The organism is Brevundimonas sp. FV1ye4L (assembly GCF_058681255.1).
This window is the reverse complement of the sequence record NZ_CM178734.1, coordinates 2,584,527-2,603,809: the sequence shown is the minus strand read 5'-3', so window position 1 is coordinate 2,603,809 and position 19,283 is coordinate 2,584,527. Positions and strand designations below refer to the sequence as shown.

At 66.3% G+C, this 19,283-nt stretch carries 17 protein-coding genes; 9 read left to right on the top strand and 8 right to left on the bottom strand.

Annotated elements, in window-relative coordinates:
• Positions 1–274 precede the first annotated feature (274 nt).
• The 4 genes from ACW17X_RS12540 to ACW17X_RS12525 are packed head-to-tail and all read left to right on the top strand — an operon-like array spanning position 275 to position 6,327.
• Positions 275–607: a hypothetical protein gene (locus tag ACW17X_RS12540; RefSeq protein ID WP_492097841.1), complete on the top strand. Its 333-nt coding sequence runs from the start codon at positions 275–277 to the stop codon at positions 605–607.
• A 55-nt stretch (positions 608–662) separates the two neighbouring features.
• Positions 663–1,916, top strand: coding sequence for a TolC family protein (locus ACW17X_RS12535; protein WP_492097839.1), 1,254 nt, complete (start codon positions 663–665; stop codon positions 1,914–1,916).
• Positions 1,913–3,097 (top strand): efflux RND transporter periplasmic adaptor subunit, encoded by a 1,185-nt coding sequence (locus ACW17X_RS12530; protein WP_492097837.1) that lies wholly within the window; start codon positions 1,913–1,915, stop codon positions 3,095–3,097. Before ACW17X_RS12535 ends, ACW17X_RS12530 begins: the two co-directional genes overlap by 4 nt.
• Before the next feature lie 2 nt (positions 3,098–3,099).
• Positions 3,100–6,327: an efflux RND transporter permease subunit gene (locus ACW17X_RS12525; RefSeq protein ID WP_492097835.1), complete on the top strand. Its 3,228-nt coding sequence runs from the start codon at positions 3,100–3,102 to the stop codon at positions 6,325–6,327.
• Between the two features lie 365 nt (positions 6,328–6,692).
• Here ACW17X_RS12525 and ACW17X_RS12520 read toward each other — a convergent pair whose 3' ends face one another.
• Together ACW17X_RS12520 and ACW17X_RS12515 are read right to left on the bottom strand one after the other, a co-directional pair.
• Positions 6,693–6,839, bottom strand: a complete 147-nt coding sequence (locus tag ACW17X_RS12520; protein ID WP_492097833.1) for a CPBP family glutamic-type intramembrane protease — start codon at positions 6,837–6,839, stop codon at positions 6,693–6,695.
• Between the two features lie 656 nt (positions 6,840–7,495).
• Complete coding sequence (locus ACW17X_RS12515; protein WP_492097831.1) at positions 7,496–8,401, bottom strand: AraC family transcriptional regulator; 906 nt, start codon at positions 8,399–8,401, stop codon at positions 7,496–7,498.
• Positions 8,402–8,881: 480 nt separating this feature from the next.
• Here ACW17X_RS12515 and ACW17X_RS12510 point away from each other — a divergent pair, with 480 nt between their 5' ends.
• The 5 genes from ACW17X_RS12510 (at position 8,882) to ACW17X_RS12490 (ending at position 12,386) form a co-directional block, all read left to right on the top strand.
• Positions 8,882–9,745 carry a helix-turn-helix domain-containing protein gene (locus ACW17X_RS12510; protein ID WP_492097829.1) on the top strand — a complete coding sequence of 288 codons (864 nt, stop codon included), beginning with the start codon at positions 8,882–8,884 and terminating at the stop codon, positions 9,743–9,745.
• A gap of 107 nt (positions 9,746–9,852) precedes the next feature.
• Positions 9,853–10,011 carry a hypothetical protein gene (locus ACW17X_RS12505; RefSeq protein WP_492097827.1) on the top strand — a complete coding sequence of 53 codons (159 nt, stop codon included), beginning with the start codon at positions 9,853–9,855 and terminating at the stop codon, positions 10,009–10,011.
• A 202-nt stretch (positions 10,012–10,213) separates the two neighbouring features.
• Positions 10,214–10,441 carry a type II toxin-antitoxin system Y4mF family antitoxin gene (locus tag ACW17X_RS12500; RefSeq protein WP_492097825.1) on the top strand — a complete coding sequence of 76 codons (228 nt, stop codon included), beginning with the start codon at positions 10,214–10,216 and terminating at the stop codon, positions 10,439–10,441.
• Positions 10,429–11,727, top strand: coding sequence for a type II toxin-antitoxin system HipA family toxin (locus ACW17X_RS12495; RefSeq protein ID WP_492097824.1), 1,299 nt, complete (start codon positions 10,429–10,431; stop codon positions 11,725–11,727). The genes ACW17X_RS12500 and ACW17X_RS12495 overlap by 13 nt, the downstream gene beginning before the upstream one ends.
• A gap of 314 nt (positions 11,728–12,041) precedes the next feature.
• Positions 12,042–12,386: a DUF4143 domain-containing protein gene (locus tag ACW17X_RS12490; RefSeq protein WP_492097822.1), complete on the top strand. Its 345-nt coding sequence runs from the start codon at positions 12,042–12,044 to the stop codon at positions 12,384–12,386.
• Positions 12,387–12,429: 43 nt separating this feature from the next.
• On the opposite strand, the gene galE is transcribed toward ACW17X_RS12490, so the two are convergent.
• The 6 genes from galE to ACW17X_RS12460 all read right to left on the bottom strand — a co-directional run bounded on the left by galE (position 12,430) and on the right by ACW17X_RS12460 (position 19,266).
• Positions 12,430–13,419, bottom strand: coding sequence for a UDP-glucose 4-epimerase GalE (galE, locus tag ACW17X_RS12485; RefSeq protein WP_492097820.1), 990 nt, complete (start codon positions 13,417–13,419; stop codon positions 12,430–12,432).
• 91 nt (positions 13,420–13,510) lie between these two features.
• A complete protein-coding gene (gene rfbA / locus ACW17X_RS12480; protein WP_492097818.1) occupies positions 13,511–14,374 on the bottom strand; it encodes a glucose-1-phosphate thymidylyltransferase RfbA in 864 nt (287 codons plus the stop codon).
• Positions 14,371–15,273 carry a dTDP-4-dehydrorhamnose reductase gene (gene rfbD, locus ACW17X_RS12475; protein ID WP_492097816.1) on the bottom strand — a complete coding sequence of 301 codons (903 nt, stop codon included), beginning with the start codon at positions 15,271–15,273 and terminating at the stop codon, positions 14,371–14,373. The genes rfbA and rfbD overlap by 4 nt, the downstream gene beginning before the upstream one ends.
• Positions 15,266–16,321, bottom strand: coding sequence for a dTDP-glucose 4,6-dehydratase (rfbB, locus tag ACW17X_RS12470; protein ID WP_492097814.1), 1,056 nt, complete (start codon positions 16,319–16,321; stop codon positions 15,266–15,268). Before rfbB ends, rfbD begins: the two co-directional genes overlap by 8 nt.
• Positions 16,321–16,917 carry a dTDP-4-dehydrorhamnose 3,5-epimerase gene (gene rfbC / locus ACW17X_RS12465; RefSeq protein WP_492097812.1) on the bottom strand — a complete coding sequence of 199 codons (597 nt, stop codon included), beginning with the start codon at positions 16,915–16,917 and terminating at the stop codon, positions 16,321–16,323. Before rfbC ends, rfbB begins: the two co-directional genes overlap by 1 nt.
• A gap of 138 nt (positions 16,918–17,055) precedes the next feature.
• Positions 17,056–19,266 (bottom strand): AGE family epimerase/isomerase, encoded by a 2,211-nt coding sequence (locus ACW17X_RS12460; protein ID WP_492097810.1) that lies wholly within the window; start codon positions 19,264–19,266, stop codon positions 17,056–17,058.
• Between the last annotated feature and the right edge of the window lie 17 nt (positions 19,267–19,283).

The following is a 19,283-nucleotide window of genomic DNA, read 5'->3' as shown; positions in this document are numbered from 1 at the left end:
CCGGAGAAAATTCTTTTATTGTCAGTGACTTGATCCCTGACCGTTGTAAAAACGAATGCCTACCGACCTGTGAGACCGTCGCCGTGACAGAAGCGCACACAATAGGGGTCTGCGCCCCCCAACCCTCTGAGCATGAATCTTGGTCGCTCAGGCCCCTGTTTGAGCGGCAGCCCTTGAGTATCTGGCGCTGCGATCGACCCCAAGGGTCGGTCAATTTGACTGCCTTATGGCGATAGACAGTGAAATCTGCTAGGCGGCGATGATGGCGTCCGTGATGACGAGAACCCGGTGGATAGCGGCGGTCTTCGCGCTGATCGTCGCCATGTTCGCTCTGGCGCCGATCGTCGAGGCCGCCGAGTGCGGCGTCGAACTGCCGTCCGCACACCAGATCCTGGCGGGTGACGTCGATGACAATCGCGATCAAGGCCAGCAACCGATGCACGGCGCTTGCTCGCATGGTCACTGCCATCACTCCGGCTACGTCGTCACGCCCGACCTGACGACGGCGACCAAGACCGCCGATCTTCGTGCCGACCACGCCTTCCCGCTGGATGACCTGCGCGTGTCCTACGCGCCAGACGGTCTGGAACGCCCTCCCAGAGGCTGACGCGACGCTCGCGCTGACCAGCGCACGCCCTCGTCCTCTCTCTGGAAAATGAAACATGACATCCCTTCATCGCTGGCCGCCGCGTTTCGCGGTAGGCTGCGCGTGGGCCGCCTTTGCGGCCCTTCTCGCCGGCCGGGCCTGGGCTGACCCCGCTCCCGCGTTCGAAACCTTGCTCGCCCAGATCGGGCTTACGCCCTCCGCCGTCGAAGCCGACGCCCTGTTGGACGCGGCCGAGGCGCGCGTCCGCCAAGCGCGGGTGCGACCTAATCCGACGTTCGGCCTTGAAGCCGAGAACGCTTTCGGCAGCAGCCCCTTCAGCGGCTACGACAAGGCCGAGACGACCCTGTCGTTCAGTCAAGACCTAGAACTGTGGGGCCGTCGCAGCGCCCGCGTCGGTGCGGCGCGCGCCGACGCCGCCACGGCGTCTCTCCGACGAGACCAGGCGACGGTCGAAGCCGCCGCGCGTCTTGCGCTTGTCTACGCCGAGGCCGAAGCCGCGCAACGCCGCTACGATCTCGCGGAAGAGGCGCTTGCCGTCACGATCGCCGACGCGCGCGCTGCCCTCATCTTGGTTGAGGAGGGTCGCGAGCCAATGCTCCGGGGCATCCAGGGAGAAACGGAGGCCGCCGCCGCCCGCGCCGCCCGCGACGAAGCCGGGGCCGAACGCGATGCCGCCTTCGCCCGTCTGACCGCCGTCGCCATGTCGATCACGCCGCTGACCTCGATCGAGGCCAGCTTGATCGACCGCACGCCGACGGAAGCCGAGACACCGGCGTCGGCGACACCGCAGGTGCGGGTCGCGGAGGCAGAACGCGCGGAGGCGGAGAGCCGCATCGCTGTCGAGCGGGTGCGCGCCGCGCCGGACGTCACGGCTTCCGTCGGAGTCCGTCGATACGAGGCGGAGGACGCAACGGCTCTGACGTTCGGGTTGAGCCTGCCCCTGCCGCTGTTCGACAGGAACCGGGGGAACATCGAGGCGGCCCAGGCCGACTTCCGGGCCGCCAGCGCCCGGCTGATGAGCGCTCGCCAGGACGCTGAGGCGGAGCGCAATGCGGCCCAGGCGCGTCTTCGGGCCTCGGCCAGTCGGGTCTCGGCCGCCGACGCCGGGGTCACCGCCGGCGAGGAGGCTTATCGGCTTTCGCGCATCGGCTTCGAGGCCGGGCGCATCTCCCAACTGGAGCTGCGGTCGTCCCGCGCCGCCCTCATCTCCGCCCGCAACGCCGCCGTGGACGCCCGCCTTGCGCGGGTCCGGGCTGAAATCGACCTCGCGCGCCTGCAAGGCCGCGCCGTGTTTGGAACGTCACAATGAAGCGCCCCTCGAAACTCAACAGAAGCTGGCTGATGGCCGGCGCCTCTGTCGTGGTCATCGCCGCAGGCGGCGCCTGGTTCGCCGTCAGTAGAGCCCCATCGCCGGCCGCCGAGCCCGCCGAGCCCGCCGAGCCCGCCGAAGGCGACCATGCCGAAGAGGAACCAGGGGCGCCCGAGGGAACGGTCGCTTTGAGCGACGCCCAGATCAGCGCGGCTGGGATCGGGGTCGTCTCGATCTTGGGTGGAGGCGGTGGTGAGACGCTGCTGTCCGGCCGGGTCGAGCCCATGATCGACGCGCGCGCCGCCGTATCCGCCGTGGTAGGCGGTCGGGTCGAACGTGTGCTGGTCGCCCCCGGTCAGTCGGTTCGCGCCGGTCAGGCCCTGGCCGTTTTGGTCAGCGGCGACGCCGCCAGCCTTCGCGCCGATGCCGACGCTGCCCAGGCCAATGCCGTCGCGGCCCAACAGGCCCATGCGCGCGAGGAGAGCCTCGCCGACCAGGGCGTGGTCGCTCGTCGCGACGCCGAGGTCGCTCATGCCCAGGCCCTCGGCGCCGAAGCGGCGGCGGGCGCGGCGCGCGCGCGCGCCTCGGCGGCGGGCGCGCCCAATGCTTCCGGCCGCGTCAACGTCTCCAGCCCGATCGCCGGGGTCGTCACCAGTGTGCTGGTCGGACCGGGAGGCTTCGCGGCCCAGGGCGGCGTCATCGCCGAGGTGACCAACCCGGCGCGGGTCGAGATCGTGTTCAAGGCGCCTCCTGCCCTCGCAGCCCAGGTCCGGGCAGGCTCGACGATGCGGGTCCAGGGACCGGCCGGTGAGTTCGAAGCCCAGGTCACCGGCGTCGCCGCCGGCGCGGGGGCCGAGGGCGGAGCGGCGGTCTTCCGCGCCCATCCGACCGGATCACGCCTTCCTCCGGCAGGCTCGGCGGTCACGGGCGCCGTAGTCACAGGCGAAGCCGTCAGCGGCATGACCGTTCCGTCCGAGGCGGTGCAGACTGTCGAAGGCGCCAATGTCGTGTTCGTCCGCACGGCCACGGGCTTCCGCGCCGCGCCGGTCCTCGTCGGTCGTCAGGCCGCCGGACGAACGGAAATCTTGAGCGGCTTGACCGCGAGCGATCGGGTCGCCGGATCGAACGCCTTCCTGCTCAAGGCCGAACTCGCCAAGGGCGAAGCAGAGCACGGTCACTGATCATGTTCAAAGCCCTGATTGAAACCTCCGTCCGCTTCCGCTGGTTCGTGGTCCTGGTCACGGCGCTCGTCGCCGCCCTGGGTCTGTTCGAACTGACGAGGCTTCCGATCGACGCCGTGCCGGACATCACCAACCGGCAGGTCCAGATCACCACCGTGGCCCCAGCCCTCGCGCCCGAACAAATCGAAAGGCAGGTCACCTATCCTCTTGAGACGGCGATGGCGGGCATTCCCGGTCTGACCTCGACCCGGTCCTTGAGCCGCAACGGCTTCAGCCAGATCACCGTCATCTTCACCGACCAGACCGACATCTACTTCGCCCGCCAGCAGGTGGCCGAGCGGATGGCCCAGGCGCGCGAAAGCCTTCCCGAAGGCGTCGAGCCCAACCTGTCGCCGATCACCACGGGCCTCGGCGAAGTCCTGATGTGGACGATCGACTACAAGCCGTTCACAGCCGCCAACCTCGCCAAACCCGGTCAGCCGGGATGGCAGACCGGCGGCGCCTATCTGACCCCTGAAGGCGATCTGCTGACCACGCCCCAGACGCGCGCCACCTACCTGCGCACCGTTCAGGACTGGATTGTCGCGCCGCAGATGCGGACGGCGCCGGGTCTGGCCGGCGTCGACACGGTCGGCGGCTATGTGAAGGAATACGCCGTCCGGCCTGACGTCTCCCGGCTTTCGGCCTATGGCTTGAGCCTCGGTGACCTTATCCAGGCGCTGGACAGAGCCAACACCCAGGCCGGCGCCGGCTATGTCCAGCGGGCCGGTGAAGCCCTGACCGTGCGTACCGACGCCCTGGCCGCGACCATTGAGGACCTGGCCCAGGCGCCGGTGGTCAATCGCGGCGGTCTGGTCGTCCGGGTCGCGGACGTGGCGACCGTCGAGGTCGGCCAGTCGCCGCGTCTCGGCGGCGCGAGCCGAGACGGGCACGAAGCCGTGCTCGGCACCGCCCTGATGATCGCCGGCGGCAACAGCCGCACGGTCGCTCAGGCGGCGGGTGAGCGTCTGGACGAAATCCGCTCGACCCTGCCGGCGGGCATCGAGGCGGAGACGGTTTTGGACCGCAGCGCCCTGGTCAACTCGACCATACAGACAGTGGCCCGCAACCTGATCGAGGGAGCCCTTCTGGTTATTGTCGTGCTGTTCCTGTTGCTCGGGAACATCCGCGCCGCCTCCATCACCGCCCTGATGATCCCGCTCAGCTTCCTGTTTGCCGTCATCGGCATGAATCGGTTCGGCATCAGCGGAAACCTGATGAGCCTCGGCGCCCTCGACTTCGGCCTGATGGTCGACGGCGGGGTCGTGGTGATCGAGAACACCCTGCTGCTGCTGACCCAGCGGCGGGCGTCGCTCGGTCGGATGTTGACCCGCCGTGAACGTCTCAACGTCGCGGTCCAGTCGGCGCGCCAAATGGTCAAGCCGGCGGCCTTCGGCCAGCTGATCATCCTGCTCGTCTTCACTCCGCTGCTGATGCTCGAAGGAGTCGAGGGCAAGACCTTCGTGCCCATGGGGGCGACGGTCATGCTGGCCCTGGTCGGCGCGTTCATCTTCTCGTTCACCTTCGTGCCGGCGATGACGGCGCTCCTCGTCCGTGATCCGAAGTCTGCCCATGTGGACGAGAAGGGTCACGCCGAGGCGCATGAAACCTTCATCCTGAGGTTCGCAAGGCGCTGGATCGAACCGGCCATCCGCGCGGCGGTCGGCAATGCCCGTATCGTCATCGTCTCGGTCGTGGCGGCTCTGGTCGTCGGTGGCGTCGCCTTCACCACCCTGGGACGGGAGTTCATCCCAACCCTGGATGAGGGCGACATCGCCATGCAGGCGCTGAGGGTTCCCTCGGCTTCACTGGAGCAGTCCCTGATCATGCAGATGAACCTGGAACGGGCGATCTCGGCCCAGCCCGAGGTGGAGACCATGTTCTCGCGGACCGGGACGGCGGAGGCGGCGGTCGATCCCATGCCGCCCAATATCTCCGACAGCGTCATCGTGCTGAAGGACCGCAAGGACTGGCCCGATCCAAAGCTGGAGAAGGAAGTCCTGCTCGAACGGCTGGAAGAGGTCGCCGGCCAGCAGATCGGCAATAATTTCGAGTTCAGCCAGCCGATCGAACTGCGTTTCAACGAACTGATCTCGGGAGTCCGCACCGACCTGGCCGTGCTGGTCTACGGCGACGACTTCGACACCGTTCAAAGGGTGGCGGATCAGGTGGCGGCCGCCCTTCGCGAGACAGCGGGTTCGGCCGACGTTCGGGTCGAACAGGCGTCGGGCCTACCGACCTTGACCATCAGCGTCGACCGGTTCGCGGCGGCCAATTACGGCCTGTCCGCCGCCGACATTTCGGAGACGGTCTCGGCCGCCGTCGGGGGGGCGGAAGCAGGCCGCATCTTCGAGGGCGACCGTCGGTTCGACGTCGTCGTGCGACTGCCTGACGCGGCGCGCAACGATCCGGCGAGCCTGGCGGCCCTGCCGATCATGTCATCGAACGGAACCGTCGTGCCCCTGTCTTCCGTGGCGCGGATCGAAACCGCCGAAGGTCCCAACCAGATCAGCCGCAACGACGGCTCCCGGCGGATAGTGGTTCAGGCCAACGTCCGGGGCCGCGATCTGGGCGGGTTCGTCACCGATGCGCAGAACAAGGTCGGGGAGATCGCCCTGCCGCCGGGTGTCCGCCTCGACTGGGGCGGCCAGTTCGAAAACCTGAAGCGGGCCGAGCAGCGCCTGGGTTTGGTCATCCCGATCGTCTTCGTCCTGATCGGGGTGCTGCTGTTCATGGCCCTGGGCTCGTTCGTGGAGGCCGGCCTAGTGTTCGTCTGCGTGCCTTTGGCCCTGATCGGCGGGGTGCTGGCCCTGCTGTTGCGCGGCATGCCCTTCTCGGTCTCGGCGGCGGTGGGCTTCATCGCCGTGTCCGGGGTCGCGACGCTGAACGGGCTGGTGTTGATGCAGGCCATCCGGGAGCGACTCCAGAGCGGGCTGGACCCTCGTGAGGCGGCGAGGGAGGGGGCGTTCAGCCGCCTTCGTGCGGTGCTGACCACGGCGCTCGTCGCCATCGTCGGCTTCATCCCCATGGCCGTGGCCCATGGCGCGGGGGCGGAGGTGCAGAAACCCCTGGCCACCGTCGTCATCGGCGGCTTGCTGACGGCGACCGTGCTGACGCTTCTGGTGCTGCCGACCTTCGCGGCCAGGGCCGTCAGCTATCGATCGGCCGAAGGCATTGACCATCAAGCCTAGCCTTTGAGTCAACGAGGTTCGCATATCCACGCCTAAGAGCACCTGAGTGAGCCCCAGACTGAACTGGATGAGAAGTGAAAAATGAAATCAATGACTTATCGAAATCTGAGATGGCCGATTACAGTCACACGCGACAGCCGACCCAGTCGCTAGCCCAACAGCATACTGAATAAGAAGAAGAAATGGCGCGCCGCCGTGGATGATCCTGAGAACGATTCAGCTATCGTCGGATGGGCCGCGTAGGTCGGCAAGCTGATGCTGCCGGTGGGTTGGAGCCGTCGACAGCATCAACAGCGGACATTGGATCGCTGCCACAAGCCCGACGTTAGGTGATCCCGTGTGCGAATCCGCCCTTCGACCTGCGGTCAGAGCAGGATCATGATCGCATTGCCGAAATTGTGCAGCAGGATCGGCAGCAGAAGGCTGCGGGTCTTCAGCGTCAGCCAGACGGCGATCAGCGATGGGAGTGCGGTCAAAGCCAGGGTCAACGGATCAAGAGAAAAGGCGCCCATCGCTGAAACCGAAGGCGTGCGCCAGACCAAAAAGAGCGCACGACAGCAGCGCTCCGAGCCCCCAGTCTACGCCGAGCAGTCGTACCCGGCCGACAAAGGCCCGACCCAGGGGCGGCGAGGAGGACCCCACGATAGAAGAGTTCCTCCTCCAGGCCCGGCATCGTCAGCTGGAAAGCAAGCGTTTCACTGGAGGCCCGGTCGTTTGGGAACAGCAAGGCCAAGCCGACGAACAGGGCGACATATGGCCCGGCGACGGGTAAAGCGGTCTTCAGGGTGCCGGGTGCCTGAACCAGGGTTAACCCGACCTCGCGTCGGCCGAAGCTAGGCGAGACAACGACCGCAAAGGAGGCGGCGAAGGCGAGAAGCTTGCCTTGCCAGTTCCAGTCGCTGTCTCGGGCAGGACGTCTGGGAACAGGCCATGGCCGTTAGTAAGCATTGCGTCGTTGAGCAGTACGAGCCCAGCCGCGACGAGAAGCCAGAGGAGCGACATTCTCCCTGGGAGAAGCAGTCCCAGGGCGACGCCCGCGCCGAGCATCAAGGCAATGACGCCCAGGATTCCGATAAAGCCGTCCACGCCGCGCTCCTCTGGTTGCGATGGAGCGGATCTTGCGATGACAGGCGACCTGCCGGCTTCTCGAAAGACGGCGAAACGTCTCTCAAAACACGGCGATTCGATCTCCGGAGGCCGCTGCTCCGGTGAGCGCCGCCCGCCGCCATGCGCTGGGAGGCATGCCTTCGGCCGCCTGGAACACACGGTTAAACGACGGAAGGGAGGCGAACCCGCTGTCCATGGCGACCGCGATCATCTTGTCGTCCCGCCGGTCGGGATCGGCGAGCATCCGGCGCGCCTCCGCCAGCCGCTGGGCGTTAAGGAAGGTGCGGAAGTGGTCGTAGCCGAGTTGGTGATTGATCAGCCGACGTACCGCGCGTTCTGACGCGCCCATCCGCCGGACGAAGGTCGCCAGATCAAGATCCAGATCCAGATGGACTTTCTCGACTTCCACCAACTGACGCAGCCGTGCGCCGAGACCGTCCATGTCGGACGGCGCAGGCGACGAATCCGGACTGGCCGATCCGCCATGCCGCCCTCCCGGCGCCGCCATAAGGCTGAGCAGCCAGGCCGCGAAGCTCAGACAGGCTAGGTTCTGGGCAATTGCGTAGGCCTGCGCGCTCCAATCCAGGCCCAGCACGACATCGACGATCAGGTCGACGACCAGAAGGACCGCAAGCCACGCCGCCATCGCTAGACGCGCCCGCCGTCGGCGAGCAAGCAGGTCGCCGCTCCGGTCCCGGTAGAGCCGCCACGCCAGATGGGCCATCATAGCAAAGCCGATGGCTATGAGCAGCCAAGACAGCCCATGCCCCGCCAGTCCGGCCCCGAACGTGCCCCGATCAACGGCGGCGAATACAATCCACGCCAGGCCGAGCGCCAGAACGCCGCCGCGCGGCCTGAAGGTCCAGTCGAACAAGGATAGGCAGAACCACCACAGGAAGACGGCGGTAAAGCCGGCCAGTAGAACCGCGATGCGTCCCGCAAGGCCCCCCAGTTGGAGCGCGTCCACCGTCGTGTTCCCGGCGAGGTAACCACACAGGCAGATCGCGAAGGGCGCAAACCAATATGATCAGTTCGCCGCCCTCGCCGCCATAGCGCGACTGCGGCCACGATCAGAAGAGTGGCGCCCGCGACGCGGACGATGACGTCGAACTGCTGCAAGCCCCTCCCCTTCGCCTGACGGAGAACAGCGCGCGCTGTACTCCCGGGCTCCAAGATCACCAAATGGCAATGGCAAGCTGCCCATTGCTGCTCTGCGCCAGACCCGGTCGTTCAATTGAGCGGATTTTCGTGCCTTGGCTAGCTCTAGCGAAGGTGCACCCGGAGCGATTCGAACGCCCGACCCCCAGATTCGTAGGCGAAGCGGAGACGTTGAATTCGCTGGATTAGGTTGCAAACCGCCCCATTTGCGGGTCGTTGATTTTTCGAAGCTTTTTTCCGCCTCTGCAAACCGGAAATCGGCCGTCTCGAGTGATTCGGAGGCCGGCGCATGAGCCGTTTCCTCGACGCCCGGCGCTTCCATGCCGAGAAGCTGTGCTGGCAGCACCAGGTGCTGGCCGATCCCGAACTGAACGCCTTCGCCAAGACGCTCGGCGCCTTCCTCATGCACTATCTCGACGACGTCCAGGGCGGCGGATGGACCTCCCAGCCCTTCCTGGCCGAACGGCTCAAGGTCGATGTGCGCACCATCCGCCGCGCCTTCGTCGATCTCGAGAAACACGGCCACCTCGCACTGGAGACCTCGCGTGGTCGCGGCCGGGCCAACATCTATCGTCCGCTGCTGAAGACCGGGACCGGCCCAACCCCTCCGGCCTCTCCGCCCGAGCCGTCGCAACCGTCCGGCCTAGACCCGGCCAATACTGTCAATGAGCGGACGCCCCCGTCCTCAAGCGCCGAAGACGGGACATCAATGTCCGAAACGGAGCCGGAAAGGCGGACAGCGGAGACGGAAAAGGCGGACAGCCGCGCCACCCCAACCCTTATAGAACCCTATTCCCCCCCTCCCCCCAAACCGGCGGATCGGAAACGGGCCGGCTCGGTTGAGCCGCCGGCCCGCACCCGCTCTCGTCGAAACAGCGGACCGGGCGACCAGAAACCGTCCCCCCGCCCCATCGCCCTGCCCGCCTTCCCGGAGGCCGCCGTCCGAGCCGCCGTGGTGAACTGGATCGGCGACGCCGGGGCCCGCAGCTACCTCGACCCCAGCGGCTGGCGCCCCTCGGACCGCACCGTGGTCTGCCGCCTGCGGTTCGCCGCCGACATGCTCCGCCAACGCGTCGGCCCCCAGCTCGCCAGGCTCGGCGTCTCCATCTGCCACCTGGCGCCGGCCGACCCTGGCGTTCTCCATGCGGCGTGAGATGGACTGGCAGATGCCTCTCTTCGCCATCTTGTCCGTCGCATTCATGGTGCGGCTCGACGAGTTCAGCGTTATATCCTGAAGCGGCGTTGAAAAGGATCCTGGCCATGGATGACATTGGACTGAGATTTCTCACGATGCTGGGCATGAGCGGTCTTGCTCTCGTCGGCGGAACTGTCGTCAGCAAGATTTTCGGCGCTCTCGTCGCGCGTCTGATGCCTGAGCGTATCGCGCGGATCGAGAAGGCGCACCGCACCGGGGAGTGATACGCTAGGGCGCCCTCCATGCAGCGTGAACCCTGACGGCGCGGATGATGTCATGCGACTCCAAGTAGAAGGAGCGTCAATTTTTCCCGTTCGGGAAATTTGTAGACCTTTTGGGTTCTTGGCTTGAGAAATGCCCCGATCGGGAAAGATAGGTTGAAAGTCGGCAAATTGGCGTTATGTTTTCCCGAACGGGAAATTTGCTATGACCCATGCCAATATTGGAGAAGCGGTGCGGAACGCGCGCAAGGCGACGGGCCTGAGACAGGACCAACTCGCTGCGAGCGCCGGCGTAGGCCTACGTTTCCTAGTCGAACTGGAGCGCGGCAAGCAGACCGCTCAGCTCGACAAGATCCTGCGGGTCTTGACCGCCCTGGGCCTGCGCATCGCGGTGCTCCCCGTCAGCGAAGAAGCGGATCGGTGGCCGTCGTGAGGCGGGCTCTCACCGTCTGGTGGGAGGGCGCCGAGGTCGGTGAACTCGCGCTCAACGCGCACGGCAACATGACCTTTCGCTACGCCCAAGCCTGGCTGGAAGCCCCCCGTGCGCCTGGAGTGTCGATCTCGCTCCCCAAACAGAGTGAGCCGTTCACCCGCGCGGAAACCCGGCCGTTCTTCGCCGGCCTCTTGCCGGAGGAGAAGCCCCGGGAAGCCGCCGCGCGCGCACTGGGCGTCTCGCGCCAAAACGACTTCGGTCTTCTGGAGGGCCTGGGCGGCGACGTCGCCGGGGCGCTGATGCTCTGGAACGCAGGAGAGACACCGCCCCGCTACGACGCCTCCGAGCCGCATCGTGTTCTGGATGAAAGCGCCGTAGCGGCCCTTCTGCAAGAGCTTCCACGGCGCCCTCTGCTGGCGGGCGATCACGGCATACGTCTGTCGCTGGCCGGAGCGCAGCCAAAGGTTCCGGTCGTTCTCGTGGACGACGCCATAGCCCTGCCCGCGCCCGGCCAACCGACCACCCACATCCTCAAGCCGGCGCCGAAAGAGTATCCGACCTTTCCCGCGAATGAGGCCCTGTGCATGCGGCTGGCCGCAGAGTTGGGTCTTCCGGTCGCTCGGATCGCGCTTGGAAGGGCAGAGGATCAGGTTTATCTGAGGGTTGAACGCTATGACCGCGCCGTTCGGGAAGACGGTGTACTGGGGCGGTTGCATCAGGAAGATTTCTGCCAAGCCCTCGGCATCATGCCCGAGCACAAGTATGCGGCGGAGGGCGGCCCGAATTTCCCGGCCAGTTTCGAACTTCTTAGGCGCACGGTCAGGGTGCCCGCAAAAGCTGTTCTGGCGCTGGTCGATGCGGCCCTCTTCAACCTGATCATCGGCAACGCCGACGCGCATGCGAAGAACTTCAGCCTTCTGTACGCACCGGACGGACTGCGGCTTGCCCCCCTCTACGACCTGATCTGCACGGCCATCTATCCCGAGGTGCACGCCAAGATGGCGATGCGCATGGGCGGCGCGGCGATGCTCGAAGAGTTCACTCCTGACACCCTGGGGGAGTTCGCGCGGCAGGCGGGCGTGGCCTCGCCCTATGTCCGGCGTCGTGCTTTCGACCTCGCAAAGCGCATTCCTCAGGCGCTGGAAAAAGCGGCGCGGCAACTGCCCGAGAGTGGGGCGGCCACGGCAATCGTTCCCGATTTGATGAACTTGATCACGAAACGCAGCGCGGCGCTGCAGGCGATCACAGAACTATCGAACGGGCAGGTTTCTGGGCCGCTTCAATGATGACTAGGGCGAGCCCCAGATAGGGCTAAACCCGAGCAAAAATGGCGACATAAACTGAACCCGAACCAACCTTAGCCAAGCCGCCAAACTGTCCGAACAAACGGCGCCACCTCACACAGCCTTCTGTTTCGTTTGCGAGAAAATATCCGATCGGAAAATCGACAAACCATCAACCTTGCAAAACAGGAATGAATTTCCACAAATGTGAGGATGATTTGACGCCGCATTGCCTCTGAACTCGAAGCTCTCGTGGAGAGTCTATGTTCGCGACAGCCGTCTGACGCATACCCTGCTCGTTGGCGACCCTAGAGGATGTGCTCGGGCACCCGGTCGCCGGGGCGAGCTGGGAGGGCTTCGTAATCGAGACCTTGATCGCGGCGGCGCTCGAAGGGAGCCGGGCGAACTTCTATCGCACCTCGGCCGGCGCAGAGATCGATCTGGTTCTCACCCTGCCCGGCGGTCGGCGCTGGGCGATTGAGATCAAGCGCAGCCTCACCCCCAAGGTGGAACGGGGTTTCCACTCCGCCTGCGAGGACCTGGCCCCGGAGCAGCAGTTCGTCGTCTATCCGGGTGACGAGGCCTATCCGCTCAAGGACGACATCCAAGTAATCGGCTTGCCCGCCCTTGGGCGCCGGCTCCTGGAGCAGGATCGAGTCTGATCGGCGGCAGCAAATCGCGAAATGGCACTGCCCCAAAGCGCGATCAGGTCGGTTGCCGGTCCCGTTCCGCCGCATGCCAGCGCCAGGCGGTGCGGACGATGTCGTCCAGGGTCCGGGTCGGGGCCCAGCCCAGCACCTCGCGGGCCCGGCTGTTGTTCGCCACCAGACAGGGGGCGTCGCCGGGGCGGCGGGGCGCGCTCTCGACCGGGAAGGGCTGGTTGGTGGTGCGGCGGATGGTGTCGATCAGCTCCTTGACCGTCGTGCCCGTGCCGGTGCCCAGGTTGAAGACCGTCGTCTCGCCGCCGTCGAGCAGATACTTCAGCGCCCGCACGTGGGCGTCGGCCAGGTCCATGACGTGGACGTAGTCGCGCACCGCCGTGCCGTCGCGGGTGTCGTAGTCGTCGCCGAACAGTTTGAAGCCCTGACGCTGGCCGAGAGCCGTCTGCAAGGCCAGGGGGATGGCGTGGGTTTCCGGGTGGTGGCGCTCGCCGATCCGGCCTTCTTCGTCCGCGCCGGCGGCGTTGAAATAGCGCAGGCAGACCGAGCGGAATCCGGCATAGGTCGAATAGTCGGCAAGCGCCTGCTCGACCATCAGCTTGGTCCGGCCATAGGGGTTCAGCGGCGCCTGGGGATGGGTCTCGTCCATCGGCAGCCGCACCGGGTCGCCGTAGGTGGCGCAGGTCGAGGAGAAGACCATGACCTCGATCCCGCCGCGCCGCGCCGCCTCGATCAGGGTGATCGCCCCAGCGACATTGTTCTCGTAGAAGCGGCCCGGCTCCTTGACCGATTCCCCGACCTCGATCAGGGCGGCGAAATGCAGGACGGCGACGGGTTTGTGTTTGGCGATGACCGCGTCCAGGCGGGCGCTGTCGCGGATGTCGCCGGTCTCCAGCTCGCCCCACTGGACGAAGGCGGCGTGACCATTCGACAGATTGTCATAGACGACCGGCCGGAACCCCGCCTGCGACAGGGCCAGACAGACATGCGAGCCGACGTAGCCGGCTCCGCCGGCGACCAAGACCGTGTGGTTCATCCCATTCCCCCAGGTGTCGCGCCACGTCACCACGCGCAGATTGCTGCGGCAGCTATACAGATTTCGCGCGAAATTTAGACAACAAAGGCCGCTATAGAACCAAGCGACGGACATAATGCCCGTAAGCATTATCTCCCAGTCGGCTGGACAGGCGGCTCAGGTCCGCCACGTCTATAAAGCCCATCTTGAAAGCGACCTCCTCAGGGCACGCAATCTTGAACCCCTGGCGCTGCTCCAACACGCGGACGAACTGGGCGGCATCCATCATCGCGTCCGGCGTGCCGGTGTCGAGCCAGGCGTAGCCCCGGCCCATGATCTCGACCGACAGCTTGCCGCGCTCCAGATAGATGCGGTTTACGTCGGTGATCTCCAGCTCTCCCCGGGCGGAGGGCTTCAGGTCGCGGGCGATCTCGACCACGTCCTTGTCGTAGAAGTAGAGGCCCGTGACAGCCCAGTTGGACTTGGGCGCCTTGGGCTTCTCCTCGATCGACAGGGCGCGCATGTCCTGGTCGAAGGCGACCACGCCGTACCGTTCCGGATCATTGACGTGATAGGCGAAGACGGTCGCCCCCTCGGGCCGGCTCATGGCCGAGGTGAAAAGAGCGGTAATGCCCTGGCCGTAGTAGATGTTGTCGCCCAGGATCAGGGCCGAGGGGCTGTCGCCGACGAAGTCGGCGCCGATGATGTAGGCTTGGGCCAGGCCGTCGGGGCTGGGCTGAACAGCATACTTGATCTCCATGCCCCACTGCGACCCGTCACCCAGCAGGGCCTGGAAGTTGGGGACGTCGCGCGGGGTGGAGATGATCAGCACCTCGCGAATGCCGGCCAACATCAGGGTCGACAGCGGATAATAGATCATCGGCTTGTCGTAGACCGGCATAAGCTGTTTCGAGGTGACCAGGGTCATCGGATGCAGGCGGGTGCCCGATCCTCCGGCCAGGATGATGCCCTTCATGGGAGGGTCCTTTCGGCGTGGAGTTCGTGGACGATCTCGGCGACGGCGGCCTGCCAGGGGCGAGGCGCGATCCCGAAGTCCCGGGTCAGTTTCTCGGTGGACAGGCGGGAGTTCGGCGGACGCCGGGCCGGGGTCGGGTATTCGGACGCGGGGATGGCCTCGACCGTGGCGGACGGGCCGCCGGCGGCGGCGCTGAGGGCGAAGATCTCGCTGGCCAGCCCGGCCCAGGTGGTCTCCCCGGCGTTGACGAACTGATAGACGCCGGTCGGGGCGTCTGGGTCGGCGATCATCGTCAGGGCGATGGTCTGGAGCGTTTGAGCGATGTCGCGCGCCGAGGTCGGGCATCCGTGCTGGTCGCCCACCACCCGCAGGGCGGGCCGGTCGGCGGCGAGGCGCAGCATGGTCTTGAGGAAGTTGGCGCGGTGGACGCTCAGCACCCAGGCGGTCCTCAGCACGACCGAGCGGGGATTGCCGGCGCGCACCGCCAGTTCGCCCGCCAGCTTGGAGGCGCCATAGACGCCCAGCGGCCCGACCGGATCGGTCTCGACATAGAGACCGTCCTTGGACCCGTCGAACACATAGTCGGTCGAGACCTGGATCAGCGGGATCCCGGCCTCGCGCGTGGCGTCGGCGAGGACTGCCGGCCCCATCGCGTTGGCGGCGAAGGCGGCGGCGACCTCGGTCTCGGCCTTGTCCACCGCCGTATGGGCGCCGGAGTTGATCACGGCGGCGAAGGGGGTGGCGGCGAATGCGGCCCGGACCGAGGCGGCGTCGCCCAGGTCCAGCTCGGCCCGCGTCGGGGTGTGCAGCACGACGCCCTCCGGCCAGGCGGCGGCCTGGAGCTCCAGTCCCACCTGACCAGCCCCGCCCGTGATCAGGATGTGGACGGGATCAGCCATTGGCTACGCCCAGACGTTGGGTCGAATAGCGGGCGTCGAGAATGTCCTGCCACCAGGACTGGTTCTCGAGATACCAGGTCACCGTCTGTTCAATGCCCTGTTCGAAGGTCACCGACGGCGTCCAGTCCAGATCGGAGCGGATCTTCGACGCGTCGATGGCGTACCGATGGTCGTGGCCCGGCCGGTCGGTCACATAGGTGATCTGATCGGCGTATTGCCCCTCGGCCTTGGGCCGCAGCCGGTCCAGGATCGAACAGATGGCCGTGACCACCTCGATGTTCTTCCGCTCGGCATTGCCGCCGACATTATAAGTCTCGCCCGGCGTGCCGGTCTCGAACACGGCCTGGAGCGCGCGGGCGTGGTCGTCGACGAACAGCCAGTCGCGCACGTTCGACCCGTCGCCATAGACCGGCAGGGGCTCGCCGTTCAGGGCCCGGATGATGATCAGCGGGATCAGCTTCTCGGGGAAATGATAAGGGCCATAGTTGTTGGAGCAGTTGGTCACCAGCACCGGCAAGCCGTAGGTGTGGCCCCACGCCCTCACCAGATGGTCCGATCCCGCCTTGGACGCCGAATAGGGCGAGCGCGGATCATAGGGGGTGGTCTCGGTGAAGAACCCGTCCTCGCCCAGCGAGCCGAACACCTCGTCGGTCGAGATATGGTGGAAGCGGAAGGCCGCCTTGGCGGCCTCGTCCAGTCCGCGCCAGTAGCCCAGGGCCTGGTTCAGCATGACGAAGGTGCCGACCATATTGGTCTGGATGAACTCACCCGGCCCGTCGATCGAGCGATCGACATGGCTCTCGGCCGCCAGATGGGCGACCACGTCGGGCTTGAACTCCCGCAGGGCCTTGGACACGGCCTCGGCGTCGCAGATGTCGGCCTGGACGAAGCTGTAGCGGTTGCTGGACGCCACAGGCTCCAGCGAGCTCAGCCCGCCGGCATAGGTCAGCTTGTCATAGACCAGGACCTCATGGTCCGTGTGCTCGATCAGCCGCCGCACCAAGGCCGAGCCGATGAAGCCGGCGCCGCCGGTGACCAGAATCCGCATCAGGCCTCCTCCCCCGGCGTTTGCAAGGGCTCGAGCGGTCGGCCGTCGTAGACGAACGGGCTGTCGAACGCGGCAAGGGTCGGCAAGATCTTGTCCCTGTCCGACAGGACCGGGCCCGTCGTCGGCAGGGGCCAGTCGATGCCGATCGTCGGATCGTTCCAGAGGATGCCGCCGTCGCAATCCGGCGCATAGACATCGCTAACCTTGTACGCGACCTCGACATCGGGCTCGAGCGTCACGAAGCCATGGGCGAACCCGACCGGTATAAACAGCTGCTCCCCGCCCTCGGCGGTCAGTCCGACCGCCACATGCCGCCCATAGGTCGGCGAGCCGCGGCGAATATCGACCACATAGTCCATGATCGAGCCGCGTACACACCGCACCAGCTTCGCCTGGGCGTGCGGCGGCCGCTGATAGTGAAGCCCCCGGATCGTGCCCTCAAAGGCCGAGAACGACTGGTTGTCCTGCACGAACCGCACATCGATGCCGGCCGCCATGGCGGCCGCCTCCGAATAGGTCTCCATGAACCAGCCGCGCGCATCGCCGAAACGGCGTGGGCGCAGGAGGGTTACGGCAGCAGGCTGCGCACTCGACATATTTCGACAGCCCCGTCCCGCTGTTCAACAACAACGCCTTGTTATCGGACAAGGGCTTACGGGGCCAGCAAGTGACGTACTGATCAAGAAGACCGCATGGCCCAAGCGCGAGTATCACACGCTATTCGGTGGCGGCAGTTAACCGATCTTGAGCGCGTCTTGTCCTTGCAAACCTATGGCCTCAGCAGTGGAGCGGAGCTGAACCCAGGCCGCCATGATATGGTAGAGGGAGCTGGCGGGCGCGGGCTCGTCGATGAACTGGTCGTTTTCCAGCAGCTTGTCTCGCCACAGGCCATCGTCGGTCAGGTAGCGCCATAGGGCCCGTTGCGCCATGGCGGCCTGTTCGAGCAACCCAACCCGCTCGCCGTCGTCGGAAAGTTCCGCCAGGATCAGCGAGGCCTTCATCCACTCCGTCTGCGGCCAAAGGCGAGCGCGGCGGCTGAGAATGGCGCCGTCCTGGTCCATCGCGTCGACGGCGACCTGACGGCGCGGGCCGACGCCGCGCAGGCCGAAGGCGTAGAGTTTGCGCGCGGCGTCGATGGCGGACCCGTCTCCACGCGCGTGGCCGTAGCGGGCCAGCAACCAGGCCCACTCGAACTGGTGGCCAGGCTCGACCAGTCGGCCGTCATCGCCCGCCGCCGGCGACCAGTCTTCGGCGAAGAACTCGCGCAGGAAGCCGCTTTCGGGGTCGATGAAGTGCTGTCGCGCCAAGGCGACGATCCGGTCGCTGAGGGCGCTCCAGCCAGCATCTTTGCTGACGCTCTCCCAGGCCAGGGCGGCTTCGAGCAGGTGCATGTGACAGTTGGACTGGAAGGGATAGGCGCCGTTCTCGATCAACCCGCCCGCGGGCGGAGCATCGGCGAGGAGACGGTCTCGGATCGCCTTGGCCCGCGTTTCATGCCCGCCCTCCAGGCCCGCCTGCACGGCGGCGGCGAGCGCGAAGAGATGGAAGGCCTGATCATACAGCATCGGCGTCTCGTCGAGCGGCGATCCATCGGCGGCCAGCAGGGTCCGCATCAAGCCGTCAGGCCGGAGATAGGCCGCCTCAATCCGAGCCAGACCGCTTTGCACGACTTCGCGCCACGGTCCCCGCCAGCCCATCCGGCCCGCATCGGCGAACACCTGAACCTGCCGCGCCTGAACACGGGCGCGCCTCTGGCTTTCGACCTGCCGTCCGTCGAGGCTCAGCAATTCCGCAAAGGCGCCTTCAGAAGCCTGTCCCAGCGAGCTCCAGATCGGCAGGGCGCGCATGTTCAGCCACCGCGTGAACCTCGCGCCGCCGTCCAGCAAGGATTCCGGTGCAGGTCGCGCGAAGTCGAGGTGCTGCGGCGACGACAGCTTGAGCCGCTCCACCACCTTCTTCACGTCCTGGCTACGGCTCAGATCGCAAACCAGCACGGCGTCGCGTTCGGCGATGATGGCCAGGTTGCGCACGCCAATCGCGGCGACCACCATGCCTTCCGGCGCCCGCGCCATACAGCCTTCGGCGTCCTCAAAGACAAAACTGCCGAGGTCGCCCTCCCCGGTCGCCGCGACGGAGTCCCAGGCGCCCAGATCAGACCATTCGAAATCCACGGCCAGGACCGAGGCGCGTTTGGTCTTTTCCATGACGGCGTAGTCGATCGAGATCTTGGGCGCGCTCCGGAACGCCGCACCCAGCACCGCCAGATCGCCATCGCCTTCGTTCGGCAGAGACTCCCGCGCGGCGGCCTCCACCGCAGGAGCCGCAGACTGCAGCTCCCCCAGCAGGGTGGCGGCCGAGACGATGAAGTTGCCGCTGTTCCACAGATAGCCGTCGGCGATATAGCGTTCGGCGGTCTCCCGATCCGGCTTTTCAACGAAGGCCTTGACGGCGGACAGGCCTTCGCCCTCCGCCGCGATATAGCCGTAGGCGGACGACGGTTCGGTCGGCGCGACGCCCAGGGTCACGATCAAGCCGTCCTGCGCCGCCTCTGCGGCCCGCTCAGCCGCCAGGCGGAAGGCTTCATGATCCGGAATGTGGTGATCCGATGCGACGAAGACGTTGACGCCGTTCGGATCACGCCGCGCGGTCCAGGCCGCTGCGACGGCCATGGCTGCGGCCGAGTCCCGCGCCTCGGGCTCCAGCAGGATCTGGGCGGTGACGCCCAGCTCAGTCAGCTGCGCGAGGATGGCCTCACGGTGCGCCACGCCCCCGACGACGATCAGGCGTCCGCCCGTGTCCGCCAGGGGCGCCACCCGCAGCACTGTTTCCTGAAACAGCGATCGGTTGCCCGACAGCGGAATAAACTGCTTGGGCCGCGACGGCCGCGATGCTGGCCAAAGCCGGGTGCCGGCGCCGCCGCACATAATCACCGGATAGAGATTCATCGTTCCCCCAAGGCATT

Bases quoted from the DNA above. Each gene is read 5' to 3' on its own strand.
- ACW17X_RS12520 (WP_492097833.1), bottom strand. From the start codon at position 6,839: ATGGGCGCCTTTTCTCTTGATCCGTTGACCCTGGCTTTGACCGCACTC.
- ACW17X_RS12540 (WP_492097841.1), top strand. From the start codon at position 275: ATGACGAGAACCCGGTGGATAGCGGCGGTCTTCGCGCTGATCGTCGCC.
- rfbB (WP_492097814.1), bottom strand. From the start codon at position 16,321: ATGCGGATTCTGGTCACCGGCGGCGCCGGCTTCATCGGCTCGGCCTTG.
- ACW17X_RS12530 (WP_492097837.1), top strand. From the start codon at position 1,913: ATGAAGCGCCCCTCGAAACTCAACAGAAGCTGGCTGATGGCCGGCGCC.
- ACW17X_RS12460 (WP_492097810.1), bottom strand. From the start codon at position 19,266: ATGAATCTCTATCCGGTGATTATGTGCGGCGGCGCCGGCACCCGGCTT.
- ACW17X_RS12505 (WP_492097827.1), top strand. From the start codon at position 9,853: ATGGATGACATTGGACTGAGATTTCTCACGATGCTGGGCATGAGCGGT.
- galE (WP_492097820.1), bottom strand. From the start codon at position 13,419: ATGAACCACACGGTCTTGGTCGCCGGCGGAGCCGGCTACGTCGGCTCG.
- ACW17X_RS12525 (WP_492097835.1), top strand. From the start codon at position 3,100: ATGTTCAAAGCCCTGATTGAAACCTCCGTCCGCTTCCGCTGGTTCGTG.
- ACW17X_RS12510 (WP_492097829.1), top strand. From the start codon at position 8,882: ATGAGCCGTTTCCTCGACGCCCGGCGCTTCCATGCCGAGAAGCTGTGC.
- rfbD (WP_492097816.1), bottom strand. From the start codon at position 15,273: ATGGCTGATCCCGTCCACATCCTGATCACGGGCGGGGCTGGTCAGGTG.
- rfbA (WP_492097818.1), bottom strand. From the start codon at position 14,374: ATGAAGGGCATCATCCTGGCCGGAGGATCGGGCACCCGCCTGCATCCG.
- ACW17X_RS12500 (WP_492097825.1), top strand. From the start codon at position 10,214: ATGACCCATGCCAATATTGGAGAAGCGGTGCGGAACGCGCGCAAGGCG.
- ACW17X_RS12535 (WP_492097839.1), top strand. From the start codon at position 663: ATGACATCCCTTCATCGCTGGCCGCCGCGTTTCGCGGTAGGCTGCGCG.
- rfbC (WP_492097812.1), bottom strand. From the start codon at position 16,917: ATGTCGAGTGCGCAGCCTGCTGCCGTAACCCTCCTGCGCCCACGCCGT.